The 13,452-nt window shown below is 47.4% G+C and carries 13 protein-coding genes; 10 read left to right on the top strand and 3 right to left on the bottom strand.

Annotated features, from left to right (window positions below):
* Positions 1–36 precede the first annotated feature (36 nt).
* Complete coding sequence (locus AC1RNB_RS08640; protein WP_493082270.1) at positions 37–759, bottom strand: DUF4197 domain-containing protein; 723 nt, start codon at positions 757–759, stop codon at positions 37–39.
* 167 nt (positions 760–926) lie between these two features.
* On the opposite strand from AC1RNB_RS08640, the gene AC1RNB_RS08645 reads away from it, so the two are divergent.
* The 4 genes from AC1RNB_RS08645 to AC1RNB_RS08660 all read left to right on the top strand — a co-directional run bounded on the left by AC1RNB_RS08645 (position 927) and on the right by AC1RNB_RS08660 (position 4,343).
* Positions 927–1,433, top strand: a complete 507-nt coding sequence (locus AC1RNB_RS08645) for a SixA phosphatase family protein (RefSeq protein WP_493082271.1) — start codon at positions 927–929, stop codon at positions 1,431–1,433.
* A 158-nt stretch (positions 1,434–1,591) separates the two neighbouring features.
* Complete coding sequence (locus tag AC1RNB_RS08650) at positions 1,592–3,178, top strand: peptide chain release factor 3 (protein WP_493082272.1); 1,587 nt, start codon at positions 1,592–1,594, stop codon at positions 3,176–3,178.
* 33 nt (positions 3,179–3,211) lie between these two features.
* Positions 3,212–3,340, top strand: a complete 129-nt coding sequence (locus AC1RNB_RS08655; RefSeq protein ID WP_493082273.1) for a hypothetical protein — start codon at positions 3,212–3,214, stop codon at positions 3,338–3,340.
* A 13-nt stretch (positions 3,341–3,353) separates the two neighbouring features.
* Complete coding sequence (locus AC1RNB_RS08660; RefSeq protein WP_493082274.1) at positions 3,354–4,343, top strand: YpdA family putative bacillithiol disulfide reductase; 990 nt, start codon at positions 3,354–3,356, stop codon at positions 4,341–4,343.
* Between the two features lie 96 nt (positions 4,344–4,439).
* Here AC1RNB_RS08660 and AC1RNB_RS08665 read toward each other — a convergent pair whose 3' ends face one another.
* Positions 4,440–5,015 (bottom strand): hypothetical protein, encoded by a 576-nt coding sequence (locus AC1RNB_RS08665; protein ID WP_493082275.1) that lies wholly within the window; start codon positions 5,013–5,015, stop codon positions 4,440–4,442.
* Between the two features lie 72 nt (positions 5,016–5,087).
* Here AC1RNB_RS08665 and AC1RNB_RS08670 point away from each other — a divergent pair, with 72 nt between their 5' ends.
* From AC1RNB_RS08670 to AC1RNB_RS08685, 4 genes are all read left to right on the top strand, one after another.
* Positions 5,088–5,606 carry a GNAT family N-acetyltransferase gene (locus AC1RNB_RS08670; RefSeq protein WP_493082276.1) on the top strand — a complete coding sequence of 173 codons (519 nt, stop codon included), beginning with the start codon at positions 5,088–5,090 and terminating at the stop codon, positions 5,604–5,606.
* 29 nt (positions 5,607–5,635) lie between these two features.
* On the top strand, positions 5,636–6,946 hold the full coding sequence (gene rimO / locus AC1RNB_RS08675) for a 30S ribosomal protein S12 methylthiotransferase RimO (protein WP_493082277.1): 1,311 nt from the start codon (positions 5,636–5,638) through the stop codon (positions 6,944–6,946).
* 172 nt (positions 6,947–7,118) lie between these two features.
* Entirely contained in the window at positions 7,119–8,039 is a 921-nt protein-coding gene (locus AC1RNB_RS08680; protein ID WP_493082278.1) for a dihydrodipicolinate synthase family protein, read from the top strand.
* The gene (locus AC1RNB_RS08685) at positions 8,039–9,520 is read left to right on the top strand and encodes an aldehyde dehydrogenase (NADP(+)) (RefSeq protein ID WP_493082279.1); all 1,482 of its coding nucleotides are present in this window, start codon (positions 8,039–8,041) and stop codon (positions 9,518–9,520) included. The genes AC1RNB_RS08680 and AC1RNB_RS08685 overlap by 1 nt, the downstream gene beginning before the upstream one ends.
* 95 nt (positions 9,521–9,615) lie before the next feature.
* Here AC1RNB_RS08685 and AC1RNB_RS08690 read toward each other — a convergent pair whose 3' ends face one another.
* Positions 9,616–10,878: a sterol desaturase family protein gene (locus AC1RNB_RS08690; protein ID WP_493082280.1), complete on the bottom strand. Its 1,263-nt coding sequence runs from the start codon at positions 10,876–10,878 to the stop codon at positions 9,616–9,618.
* A 77-nt stretch (positions 10,879–10,955) separates the two neighbouring features.
* Between AC1RNB_RS08690 and AC1RNB_RS08695 the strand changes: the two genes are divergently transcribed.
* Together AC1RNB_RS08695 and AC1RNB_RS08700 are read left to right on the top strand one after the other, a co-directional pair.
* Positions 10,956–12,005, top strand: coding sequence for a 4-hydroxyproline epimerase (locus AC1RNB_RS08695; RefSeq protein WP_493082281.1), 1,050 nt, complete (start codon positions 10,956–10,958; stop codon positions 12,003–12,005).
* 162 nt (positions 12,006–12,167) lie between these two features.
* Complete coding sequence (locus AC1RNB_RS08700) at positions 12,168–13,418, top strand: NAD(P)/FAD-dependent oxidoreductase (RefSeq protein ID WP_493082282.1); 1,251 nt, start codon at positions 12,168–12,170, stop codon at positions 13,416–13,418.
* The last annotated feature ends 34 nt before the right edge of the window (positions 13,419–13,452 follow it).

Genomic DNA, 13,452 nt, shown 5'->3' on the forward strand with positions numbered 1-13,452 from the left:
GTAGTACTGCCTACTGACCACTCACTACTCACTTTGTTATTTTGCGAACACTTTCTTCAAAATCTCCGAAGATCTCGCCAAAGGATCTTTTCTGATATTCTTTTCCTCCTCGGCTACCTGGTGAAAAATACCTCCCAGGGCTTTTTCGGTAACATAGGCGCTCAGGTCGGGGTTGATCTTTTTGCCGAGGATATTGATCTTGTTATAAGAACTGATCAGGGTATTCCAGTATTTGGTGGCATTCACTTTTTCCAGCGATTGGGTTATCACGGGGCGGAAGGCATTGGTTAGTTCGGTGCTGGTTTTACCGCGCAGGTAACCGGTGGCAGCCGTATCGCCGCCTTTCAGAATACCCAGCGCATCCTGAAAACTCATCTGTTTGATGGCATTGCCGAAAATAGGGGCGGCACTTTTACAGGCATCTTCTGCGGCGCGGTTCATACTCAGGATAGCATCATCTACCTGTTTACCCAAACCTACTTTGCGTAAGGTACTTTCTACTTTCTCGGCTTCCGGCGGAAGCAGGATCTTAAGGGCGGCATTGGCAAAAAAGCCATCTACCTGCGAGAGGCTGTTGGCCCCTTTCTGCGATCCCACGGCCAGGGCCTCTTTTAAGCCGGCCACTATATCATCATTACTTAAAGAAACGGATTTGCCGCTGATGGCATCTTTGGCTTTATTGAGCAGACCCTTTAACTGGGCATCTGCATCGGTTTGCACAACTGATAAAAGAATAAAGAGGGTAAGGATCTGTTTCATGATTTTAACTGATAGGTACTTGAATCTGTTCTGCCCGCAGGCCCACCAATCAAAGATAAACCGTATGCGGCAGTAGAGTTGTGAAGGATTTGCTATATTCCCTTTCTTTACACCAGCGGTTCACGCCTGCGGGCGTAACACAGTAACTTCATGCATAAAACCATTATATGAAAAAATATGCTGCCTTATTGGTCATCGGTCTCGGCCTTGGCTTTGGCGCTTTTGCACAAACCAGTACCTATATCCTTCTCCGCCATGCGGAAAAAGATACCAGTACCGCCGGATCTGCCATGATGAAAGCCGACCCACCACTTACACAACAGGGAAGGGAACGGGCAGAGAAACTGCTCACAGTACTGGCGGCCTATAGTCCGGATGCGATCTATTCAACCAACTATACCAGAACAAAATCTACCGTAACGCCATTGGCAAAAAAGTTCAATAAAGAGATACAAGTATATGAACCTAAAGATCTTGTAAGTTTTTCGGAGAAACTGTTACAGGAGAAAGGCAAAACCATCATTGTTGCCGGACATTCCAATACCACCCCGCAATTGGTAAACCTGCTGATCAAAGAAAAGAAATATGCCAACCTGGACGAGAGCGTGTATAACCAGTTTTGGATTGTGACGGTGAGGGAGGGGAAGGGGGAAGTGAGGGTGGTGGAGTATTAGTAATGAGTGAATGAGTGAATGAATGAGTGAATGAATGATAGAATGATAGAATGATAGGATGATAGTATGATAGAATAATTGGATGGACGTAGTTTTTCGGGGTAATCGTATTGACAATTGCCCATTCACCACTCCCTATCCTTACCTTTGCCGCCGTTATGAAGTTTGAGAAAGAAATCAACAGGCGGAAGACCTTCGCCATTATCTCCCACCCGGATGCGGGTAAGACCACTTTAACCGAGAAATTACTGCTTTTCGGAGGTGCGATTCAGGTGGCGGGGGCCGTTAAGAGTAATAAGATCAAGAAACACGCTACCAGCGATTTCATGGAAATTGAGCGCCAGAGAGGAATCTCGGTGGCTACTTCCGTGATGACCTTCGAATACCAGAACACCCTGATCAACCTGCTGGATACCCCCGGTCACAAGGATTTTGCAGAAGATACCTACCGTACCCTTACGGCAGTAGACAGCGTAATACTGGTGATCGACAGTGTAAACGGGGTAGAGGCCCAGACGCGGCGCCTGATGGAAGTGTGCCGGATGCGGGATACCCCGGTGATCGTTTTCGTGAATAAGATGGACCGCGACGGTAAAAACCGCTTTGACCTGCTGGAGGAAATCGAGAACGAACTCCATATTTCACTGCATCCTATGACCTGGCCCATTAATAGCGGAAAGGAGTTTAAGGGAGTGTATAATATTGATAATAAGAGTCTTAGACTGTTTACTGCAAGTACAAAAGCAGATGACGATGACGTAATTGCCATCAGCGATCTGTCTGATAAGCTGCTGGATTCAAAGGTAGGCGACCGTGATGCCGCCCAACTGCGGGAAGATGTAGAACTGCTGGATGGGGTATATGGCGAACTGAATGTGAACGACTACCTCTCCGGCAAAATTGCCCCGGTATTCTTTGGTAGTGCGGTGAATAACTTTGGGGTAAAAGAGATGCTGGATACTTTTATCCGGATAGCGCCGGTGCCCCGTAGCCGCGAAACGTCTGTTCGTACGGTAGAAGTGGGAGAGGATAAGTTTAGTGGCTTCATCTTTAAGATCCATGCCAACCTCGACCCCAAACACCGCGACCGCATCGCCTTCATGCGGGTATGCAGTGGTAAGTTTGAACGTAACAAGTACTACCACCATGTGCGCCTGGATAAAGACGTCCGCTTCAGCAATCCCTATAGTTTTATGGCCCGGAGTAAAGACATTATTGAAGATGCCTATGCCGGAGATGTGGTGGGGTTGTTTGATACGGGTAACTTCAAGATCGGCGATACGCTGACCGAGGGGGAGAACTTCTATTTTGTAGGAATTCCTACTTTTTCACCTGAAATTTTTAAAGAATTAGTGAATAAAGATCCTATGAAAACCAAACAGTTAGAAAAAGGAATTAGCCAGTTAACGGATGAGGGTGTGGCCCAGCTCTTTACCCAGTTTGGTGGTAATAAAAAGATCATCGGTTGTGTGGGAGAGCTGCAGTTTGAAGTGATCCAGTACCGTTTGCTACAGGAATACGGGGCGGCTTGCGAGTTCCGCTCTCTGCCTTTTTACAAAGCCTGCTGGTTAACCAGCAAAGATGAAAACAAGCTGGCCGACTTTCTCCGGTTCAAACAGCAGAACTCGGCGGCGGATAAAGACGGTCATCCGGTTTACCTGGCCCAGAGCGAATGGTTCCTGAACACGGAGATCACCAATAATCCTGATATTAGTTTCCACTTTTCGAGTGAGATTCACAAGTAATAGCGGCGGGTTGTTTAATTTTGTTAGTGTATTATGAAGATCAGTATTCTTGGTTTCCTGTTTCTGTTTACCGGCCTTGCTGTCTGGAAGTTATTACCCGCTGTAAAAGGCGGTTATGCTACCAGCAAACCTCATTCCTATATCGCTTTTGATTTCAAATAACAAACTCTCTACCATGTTCTCAACTGCTTACGACGTTATTATTATCGGTTCCGGTCCTATCGGACTCGCCTGTGGTTTACATGCCAAAGCCAATGGCCTGCGCTACCTGATCATCGAAAGGGGCTGTCTCGTAAACTCCCTGTTCAACTATCCTGCCAATATGACTTTTTTCTCCACGGCCGACAGGCTGGAGATCGGCGGAATCCCCTTTATGAGCCGCCACGCCAAACCCACCCGCGATGAGGCGTTGGAATATTACCGCAAAGTAGCCGTATCCTCCGGTCTGAATATTCACCTGTTCGAAGGAGTGGAAACGATAGACAGGGCAGAGGAACTGTTTACCGTAAATACCTCTAAAAGACATTATAAGACAAAGAATATTATCGTTTCCACTGGTTTCTATGGCAAGCCTTACATGATGAATGTAAAAGGGGAAGAACTGTCCAAAGTGACCCATTACTACGACGATCCGCATTTTTATGCTTTCCAGAAAGTGGTGGTGGTAGGAGCCAATAACTCGGCGGTAGATGCGGCCCTCGAAACCTGGCACAAAGGAGCCCAGGTTACCATGGTGATCCGCGGCAGCGAATTGGGAGAACATGTGAAATACTGGATCAAACCCGATATCGAAAACCGGATCAAAGAAGGATCGATTAAGGTCTATTTCAACTCCACAGTAGCCGAGATCCGCGAGCATGAAGTGGATATTAAAACACCGGATGGTATGGTAACGATAGAGAACGACAAGGTAATTGCCATGACCGGTTATAAGCCGGATCTGACTTTCCTCGAAAACATGGGTATCGAATTGGCCGATGATGAGGTTTGTAAGCCCAATTACGACGAGAGTACCCATGAAACCAATATCAAGGGAATTTACCTGGCCGGCGTGATCTGTGGTGGGTTTAATACACATAGCCTCTTTATTGAGAACTCAAGAGATCATGCAGAAAAGATTGTCAAGCATATCAGCTCGCAGGTGCATGCCACACAGCAGGCTTAATAGTAAGTAGGATAAACGATTACAAGAAACCCCGGCTCAAGTCGGGGTTTTCTATTTTATTTATTATTTAATTAAATGTAATTTTCGCACTGATAATCAATGTTTTTTGCCTTTTAAGTAACTTAAAATTTGATGTAACGCCAGAAGGTTTTTGACTGAGATTTCTTTGATAGTACGACCATGATCATGCAGTTTTTCCAGGTCTGTTTCCTGAATGATCTGGGTAGAGAGTTGGCTGAACTGTTCAAAAGGCAACTGTACATTGTGAGAAAGTAGCTGGATGGTATCCTTTTTCTCATCCAGTAACTGGTTCTGTTGTTCCAGTGTTCGCTGTAATTGTTTCAGCAGGATGCCTGCTTCATCTTCAAACCGGGTGGGTAGGTTGGGAAGTTCCTGGTGGGTCAGGTATCTTTCCAGTGCTGTTTTGGCTTTGTGCAGGGGCCATAATAGCTGGTTCAGGAAGTACAAAGTAAGGGCCGATGCGGCCAATGTGGCCACCAGGCAGGCAATAAGCATGGTTTCTTTGGTAAAAGAAAAAATTTCGGTAACTGTTATTAAAACTATTATAATCAGTGGAATATGAATTCCGATAAATGCTACAAATAAAAATTTTCCGGAATAATGCATCCGCAGAAATGGTAGCTTTGACAGCTTGCCGTAGAGATGTGACATAATAAAATTTTTCAAGGTTGATCAATAACTTACGGCAAGAAACAGCCAGCGGATTGCCGATAAACGATTTTCATGGATTTATTTACCACTAACAGAACCCGGGTAAGAAGGTTTACCCACCTCGACAAGGAATCCTTTTACCGCATCAACGGAGATCCCAGAGTGATGGAGTTTATCAGGCCCGCCAAATCCCGGGAAGACTGTGACATCTTTTTTTTAGAGAACCTGTTTTTTTACCGCGAGGGTTCCCTGCTGGGCCGGTATGCGGTGGAGGAGAAAGCGGGTGGCCGGTTCCTCGGCACTTTTTCCTTTTTATACCTGTCGGGCGAAGCTGACTATCATATCGGCTATGCCCTGTTGCCGGAATGCTGGGGACAGGGTTATGCCACCGAACTGGTACAGGAAGGGATCAGGTATTTCTTTGACCATACCCAGCACCCCCGATTATTTGCCATCACCCGGACCAATCACCTGCTTTCGCAGAAAGTACTGGAAAGGTCGGGTTTCGGGTACCAGGGGGGCAAAGAAGAGAACGGGGAACAGTTGGCCCTGTTTTACATAGATCGTCCGGCAGCCGCTTCTGCCAAATAGTGGCCGATTATTGGTAGTTTTGCCACCGCATGAAAGCAAGAACATTACGAAAAGACAAGGTAAATATCATCACCCTCGGTTGCAGCAAGAACCTGGTAGATAGTGAAGTATTGAGCGGCCAGCTGGCAGCCAACGATATAACCGTGGTACATGAGAATACCAAACTGGACCATAATATATCCGTGGTAAACACCTGCGGCTTCATAGATAAAGCCAAAGAAGAAAGTATCAACACCATCCTGGACCAGCTGGAGCTGAAGCGGCGGGGCAAACTGGACAAGGTATATGTAACCGGTTGCCTGAGCGAACGCTACCGGGAAGACCTGGAAAAGGAAATGCCCGAAGTGGATGCCTGGTTCGGCACCATGGAGCTGCCCCTGATGCTGAAACAGTTTGATGCCGACTACAAAAGCGAATTACTGGGCGAACGTTTGCTGAGTACCCCCCGCCACTACGCCTATCTGAAGATCAGCGAAGGCTGTAACCGTACCTGTTCTTTCTGCGCTATTCCGCTGATGCGGGGGCAGCATATCAGCAGACCGATTGAAGAGCTGGTGGCTGAGGCGGAAAGCCTGGTGAAGAAAGGAGTGAAAGAGATTATGCTGATTGCCCAGGAGCTGACTTATTATGGGCTGGATATCTATAAAAAACGCGACCTGCCCCGTTTATTGAATGCGTTGGCAGATGTGAAAGGACTGGAATGGATCCGATTGCATTATGCCTATCCCAGCAAATTCCCGTTGGAGATCCTGGATGTGATGCGCGAGCGCGATAATATCTGCAAATACCTCGATATGCCGCTGCAGCATGCCAGCAATAACATGCTAAAAGCCATGCGCCGCAATATTACCCGCGAAGAAATGGGTGAGCTGATCAGTGCCATCCGCGAAAAAGTACCCGGCATCTGTTTACGCACCACCCTGATTGCTGGTTTTCCGGGCGAAACGGAAGAAGACGTGGAAGAGCTGAAAGACTTCCTCCGCGAACACCGTTTTGACCGTGTGGGCATTTTCCAGTACAGCCATGAAGAAAATACTTCTGCCTACGACCTGGCAGATGATGTGCCGGCAGACCTCAAAGCAGAACGCGCCCAGGAGATCATGGAAGTGCAGCAGGAGATCAGTTACGAAAAGAACCAGGAGAAGATAGGCCAGGTATTCAAAGTACTCATCGACAAAAAAGAAGCCGGCCGCTACCTCGGCCGTACCGAATTTGATAGCGTGGAAGTAGACAATGAAGTGGTCATCCACTCCACCAAAAAACTCCCCATCGGGGAATTTGTGCAGGTAAAGATCACCAAAGCGTATGATTATGATCTGGAGGGGGAGGTGGTTGATTAATGATAGAATGATAGGATGATAGGATGATAGAATGATAGGATGGTAGCATGATTTTCTTGTGATTCCGGAAGATCTATTCATACAATAAGAAATACGTATTCTAAATATTCTATCATTCTATCATACTATCATTCCATCATTGCCCTATCTTAGCCCTACCTAAACAAAACCTATGGCTATCGACTGGAAGGGCGTGTTTCCCGCTGTTACCACTAAGTTTACCAGTACTGATCAACTGGATCTTCCTTTGTTTGAAAAGAACCTGAATGCCCAGCTGGATGCGGGTGTGAATGGGATCATCCTCGGCGGAACATTGGGGGAAGCCAGTGTGTTAAGCACGGACGAAAAAGAAACCCTCGTAAAATTTACCATTGAAAAAGTAGCGGGTAGGGTACCCGTAGTGTTGAATATTGCCGAAGGCAGCACCCGCGAAGCCTTACAGCAGGCGACCTATGCCAAAGCCTGGGGGGCGCAGGGACTGATGTTATTGCCACCGATGCGTTACAAGTCTGACCACCGCGAAACGGTGACCTATTTCACCACCGTAGCCAATGCCACGGATCTGCCTATCATGATCTATAATAACCCGGTAGATTATAAAATAGATGTAACGCCGGATATGTTTGAAGACCTGACTGCCTGCAGTAATATCCAGGCCATCAAAGAATCTACGCGGGATGTAACCAATGTAACCCGGCTGATCAATCGTTTTGGCGGGCGTTACCGGATCCTTTGCGGGGTAGATACACTGGCCATGGAAGAAATGGTGCTGGGGGCAGATGGTTGGGTAGCCGGGCTGGTATGTGCTTTTCCAAGAGAGACCGTGGCCATTTACCGCCTGGTAAAAGCGGGTCATATTGCTGAAGCCACTGCCATTTACCGTTGGTTCATGCCTTTGCTGGAGCTCGATATTCATCCCAAACTGGTTCAATACATCAAACTGGCCGAAACACAGGCTGGTATTGGTTCTGAATATGTGCGTGCACCCCGTTTAACCCTGGTGGGTGAGGAACGCAAACAGGTACTGGCCACCATTGACAAAGGAATCGCCGGCAGACCTGTATTACCTGAATATTTACAACTGAGCGTATAATGATGACAAATACCCCACACTCGCCGGCGCAGATCGATAGTGTGATGCAGCAGGCCGCTGCCGCTTTTGTGGCCTATCAAAAAACATCGCCTGTACAAAAAGCGGTGTTTCTCGAAACCATTGCCGCCAACATAGAAGCGCTGGGTGATGCCTTGATCAGCAAAGCTTCCGAAGAAACCCATTTACCCACCGCCCGTTTAAGTGGTGAGCGGGGAAGAACCACGATGCAGTTACGCATGTTTGCCCAGATGCTGCGCGAAGGCAGTTGGGTGGAAGCTACGGTGGATACCGCCATCCCGGATAAAACACCTCCCAGGCCGGATATCCGTAAAATGCTGGTACCGATGGGTACCGTGGTGGTATTTGGAGCCAGTAATTTTCCTTTTGCCTATTCTACTGCGGGTGGCGATACGGCCAGTGCCTTGGCTGCCGGTTGTCCGGTAGTGGTCAAAGCCCATCCGGCGCATTTACAAACCTCTATTCTCGTGGCCGATGCCATTGCTGCTGCTATAACAGCCACCGGTATGCCGGAACATTGTTTTCAGCATGTAACTGATGCGTCTTTTGAAGCGGGTAAAGCATTGGTGCAGCACCCGCATACAGCGGCCGTGGGTTTTACCGGGTCGTATACCGGCGGCAGAGCTTTATATGATTATGCCGCAGCGAGAAAAAGCCCGATACCTGTTTTTGCCGAAATGGGAAGTGTCAATCCTGTGATCTTATTGCCGGATACACTCTCTAAAAATGCAGAGAGCCTGGCCAAACAATATGCAGGTTCCATTACACTGGGCATGGGGCAGTTCTGCACTAATCCCGGCATTCTGCTGGGGATTGCCAGTGAAGGCTTGCAAGCGTTTCTGCAGGCATTGGCAAAAGAGATCAGTACCATCGCGCCAGCCAAAATGCTGCATGCAGGGATACACAAAGCTTATTTTGAAAAAATGAAGACTGCCCTGCAGCAGAAGGGAGTAAAACTGCTCTCGCAAACCATCACGGCTCCCGGCGAACTGGAAGCCCAGCCCGTGATTGCAACGGTGGATGGGGCCGCTTTTTTGCTGGATCCGCTGTTGCAGGAAGAAGTGTTTGGTCCCTATTCGCTGGTAGTGATTTGTGATACGGAAGCGGAACTGACAGCCGTTTGGCGCTCATTGACCGGGCAACTAACCACTACTTTAATGGGCACCGATGCAGATTTTGCGGCACATGCTTCCTTACTGGAGATCGCACCTTCTATTGCCGGCCGGATCGTATTCAACGGTGTTCCTACCGGTGTGGAAGTATGTGCAGGCATGGTGCATGGTGGTCCTTTTCCGGCATCTACCGATAGCCGTTTTACAGCAGTAGGCGTACATGCTGTTAAACGCTGGGTACGACCTGTCTGTTACCAGAACTGTCCGGATACCTTATTACCCGAAGCCTTACAGGCAGCCAATCCGCTGGGCATCTGGCGTATGGTGAATAATGAATGGGTGAAGGCTTGATAGTTTCATAAATTATCTGTTTAGTAGAAAGGGCTGGTAGAGATAACTACCGGCCCTTTGTTATATAAATAGGTTTACAGGTTGCCGGATCTGTATCAGGCCGGAATGCTGATGTTTCGGGGCTCTGCGAAAGAAAAATAAAAAGCAGCTGCCGCAGAGAGCAGAAAGTAAACAATGAACACAAGATTCAGATCTCCCACATATTGTGAGATACCAAACCAATCTTTGTAATAATAGAGGATACCGATACCAAAAGCAGAACCTGCCAACTGCCATAACCAGGCATAGGCTGCCTTATCCATTAACTCTGTGTACGCATATACATGAAAGAAAACAAATGCGCCATACACAAACATGGCCGGTGAGCCTATCTGTGCAATATGGGCAAAGAAATAACTGATCAGTAACAGCGTAACGGTTAGCTGTACCCAGGCCCAGGCTACAAAGGCTTTGGATCCTTCTGTGTCATATTTTTCAAAATGATACACATTTTCGATCTTGTAAACGGGGTATTTCTCCGCCACATCAGCGGGGCGCCAGCCGGTGGGCATAAACCAGATGCGGAATTTATCTTCCAGTTTTTTAGTCCGCCAGGCATCTTTGATCAACAGCCATACATGCATGAAATTGATCTTGATGGGGTTCCAGGTTCGCACCGGTCTTGTAATTCCATACACCGCTTTTACATCAGGTAATTCTTCCTGGAATGTGCCGAAGAGTTTATCCCAGAAAATAAAGATCTGTCCATAATTTTTATCCAAATATTCCCGATTGATGGCATGGTGAACGCGGTGATGGGAGGGGGTAACAATGATCTTTTCCAGGAAGCCCATCTTATTGATATGCTGCGTATGATACCAGAACTGGGCAAACAAATGCAAAGGCGCCACCACGGCTATCACAGAACCGGGAACACCGAGTAAGGCTGCCGGCAATAAAAAGATAGTAAACACCCGGAAGATGGTTGAAATACTTTGCCGCAAGGCGCAGGCCAGGTTATACTCTTCGCTGCTGTGGTGGATGATATGTGCGTTCCAGAAAAAATTGTATTCATGGTCCAGCCGGTGCACCCAGTAGCCGGCAAGATCAAGCGAAAAGAAAGCAACGATATAGAGAAGAATAGAAGAATCCAGGTGTACTATCGCCAGGTGTTTCTCCATCCAGCCGTAACTGATGATGGCGATGCTCAGTCCGAGTACATCTTTTACCGTATTGGTGATGCCCGAACTCAGACTGGAGATCATATCAAGGTGGCGAACCGTATCATTCCCTTTTCGCCAGCCCCACCATTTTTCAAATAAAACCAGTACCAGAAAAGCGGGTGTGGCAATCAATAATATTTTTCCGTAAGTTTCCATATAGCAATCGAATAATGAATATAAAAAAAACTGCTGAACAACAGTTGTTTATGCAATTAAATTCCTTTTAAAAACACATGTTAACTCATCCCATTCCCTATAGCCCTGCCGTGCCGGGCCATCTTGGCGGCGCCGTTTTTTCCTGTATTGATGCGCATACCTGCGGTAACCCGGTAAGGGTAGTGGCCGCGGGCGGTCCTGCACTGGAAGGCAACACCATGAGCGAAAAACGCCAGCATTTTCTGCGCGAGTACGACTGGATCCGTAAAGGGCTCATGTTTGAACCACGGGGCCATGATATGATGAGTGGCAGTATCCTCTATTCACCCCATGATCCGGCCAATGATGTGGCCGTATTGTTCATAGAAACCAGTGGTTGTTTACCCATGTGTGGTCATGGAACCATTGGCACCATTACGATTGCGATAGAGGAAGGATTGATACAACCCAAAACGCCCGGTGTGGTGCTGATGGAAGCGCCGGCCGGACTGGTAAAGATCGCTTACCGGCAGGAGGGTAAAAAAGTGACAGCCGTTAAACTCACCAACGTGCCCGCTTACCTGGCCGCAGAAGGTATCACCGTAGATTGCCCGGAGCTGGGCGAACTGGTGATAGATGTATCGTATGGGGGTAATTTTTATGCCATCGTGGATGTACAGCCCAATTTTGCCGGACTGGAGCATTACCCCGCAGACAAACTGATAGCCTGGGCCCGGGAACTGCGGAAGAGGATCAATGAAAAGTATTCGTTTATACATCCTGATAATCCTACTATTAATGGGTGCTCACATATTTTATGGACAGGTGCCGTGCTGGATCCCACTTCCACGGCACGTAATGCGGTTTTTTATGGCGATAAAGCCATTGACCGTTCTCCCTGCGGTACCGGCACATCGGCCCGGATGGCCCAATGGTATGCCAAGGGTAAACTGAAGGAAGGAGATGTTTTCATCCATGAAAGTATCATCGGCTCTAAATTTACCGGCAGAATAGAACAGCTGACCACTGTAGGCGACAAACCTGCTATTGTTCCGAGTGTAGAAGGCTGGGCAAGGATTTATGGGTATAATACGATTTCCATAGATAGAGATGATGATCCTTATGCGTGCGGGTTTCAGGTGTTGTAGGATAATGATAGAATGATAGCATGATAGAATGATAGAATGAAAAAAAATAATATGGGTACTTATCGGGTGAAGCAAAATCAAAACATTCTATCATTCTATCATTCTATCATTCACTCATTCTATCACACTATCATTTAATTTTGAGAATTAAACAGAACGGATATGAAAGTAGTAGTCATTGGAGGAGGGATCGTAGGTTTGAGCAGTGCTTATTACCTGCAGCAGAGCGGACATGAAGTAACGGTGATTGATAAAACGGATATGTCATCTAATTGCTCTTATGGTAATGCGGGATATGTTTGTCCGAGTCATTTTGTGCCATTGGCTACACCGGGCATTGTAAAACAAGGATTGAAATGGATGTGGAATTCACGCAGTCCTTTTTATGTTCAACCACGTTTAAGCTGGAGCCTGATAGACTGGGGGATGAAGTTCATGAAAGCAGCTACGCCGGAACATGTGGAACGTTCAGCGATACCGCTGCGTGATATCGCGATCATCAGTAAAAAAATGTATGAAGAGTGGACGGCCTTGCCACAATTCCGTTTTGCGTATGAGCGGAAAGGGTTGCTTGAGATTTTTCAGACCGATACGGGTGGCGATCATGCCAAACACATGTTGGAGAAAGCCCATGAACTGGGTTTAACAGATACGGTATTACTTTCAAAAGAACAGCTGGATGCACTGGAACCCCAGACCCGCATACTGGCCAAAGGGGCTGTGCATTTTCAGTGCGATGCACACCTGTATCCGAACAAACTGATGCAGCAATTGTTAGCAGATCTGCGGCAGAAAGGTGTTCGATTGCTGGGCAATGAGGAAGTAACCGGTTTTGAGAACAGTGAGGGCCGGATTACGAAAGTGCAAACAGCCAAAGCAGTGTATGATGCGGATGCCATTGTTTTATCGTCTGGATCATGGAGCCGGGAGATTGCTGCTAAAATGGATATTAAAATACCATTGGTAGGTGGAAGGGGTTATTCTGTTACACTGGAAGATTCTCCTTACAAACTGAATCACCCGGCGGTACTGATCGAGGGACGTGTGGCGCTGACCCCAATGGATGGGAATAAGATCCGCTTTGGAGGAACCATGGAGATCACTTCAACCAATACTCCACCAAGGATGAGCCGTGTAAAAGGGGTATTGGAAGCAGTGGAACGGTTTTTCCCGGATTTTACTATCCCCATGCCAACCATGGACAAAGTATGGTACGGTTTCCGCCCCTGTTCGGCGGATGGATTACCTTACCTGGGCCGCACTGCTAAGTGGAAAAATGTAGTGGTGGCAACGGGTCATGCGATGGTAGGATTGAGCCTAGGCGCCGGAACCGGGAAAATCGTAAGCGAAATCCTGAATGAAGAGAAACTCAGCATGGATATTGCACCTTTCAATCCCGACAGGTTTCGTTAAAACGGCGTAGCCGGAATGTGAAAATGATGAACGG

This window comes from Sediminibacterium sp. GW821-FHT12F12, from assembly GCF_058806635.1.

Bases quoted from the DNA above. Each gene is read 5' to 3' on its own strand.
- AC1RNB_RS08685 (WP_493082279.1), top strand. From the start codon at position 8,039: ATGATGACAAATACCCCACACTCGCCGGCGCAGATCGATAGTGTGATG.
- AC1RNB_RS08660 (WP_493082274.1), top strand. From the start codon at position 3,354: ATGTTCTCAACTGCTTACGACGTTATTATTATCGGTTCCGGTCCTATC.
- AC1RNB_RS08650 (WP_493082272.1), top strand. From the start codon at position 1,592: ATGAAGTTTGAGAAAGAAATCAACAGGCGGAAGACCTTCGCCATTATC.
- AC1RNB_RS08695 (WP_493082281.1), top strand. From the start codon at position 10,956: ATGTTAACTCATCCCATTCCCTATAGCCCTGCCGTGCCGGGCCATCTT.
- rimO (WP_493082277.1), top strand. From the start codon at position 5,636: ATGAAAGCAAGAACATTACGAAAAGACAAGGTAAATATCATCACCCTC.
- AC1RNB_RS08680 (WP_493082278.1), top strand. From the start codon at position 7,119: ATGGCTATCGACTGGAAGGGCGTGTTTCCCGCTGTTACCACTAAGTTT.
- AC1RNB_RS08670 (WP_493082276.1), top strand. From the start codon at position 5,088: ATGGATTTATTTACCACTAACAGAACCCGGGTAAGAAGGTTTACCCAC.
- AC1RNB_RS08655 (WP_493082273.1), top strand. From the start codon at position 3,212: ATGAAGATCAGTATTCTTGGTTTCCTGTTTCTGTTTACCGGCCTTGCT.
- AC1RNB_RS08665 (WP_493082275.1), bottom strand. From the start codon at position 5,015: ATGTCACATCTCTACGGCAAGCTGTCAAAGCTACCATTTCTGCGGATG.
- AC1RNB_RS08645 (WP_493082271.1), top strand. From the start codon at position 927: ATGAAAAAATATGCTGCCTTATTGGTCATCGGTCTCGGCCTTGGCTTT.
- AC1RNB_RS08700 (WP_493082282.1), top strand. From the start codon at position 12,168: ATGAAAGTAGTAGTCATTGGAGGAGGGATCGTAGGTTTGAGCAGTGCT.
- AC1RNB_RS08690 (WP_493082280.1), bottom strand. From the start codon at position 10,878: ATGGAAACTTACGGAAAAATATTATTGATTGCCACACCCGCTTTTCTG.
- AC1RNB_RS08640 (WP_493082270.1), bottom strand. From the start codon at position 759: ATGAAACAGATCCTTACCCTCTTTATTCTTTTATCAGTTGTGCAAACC.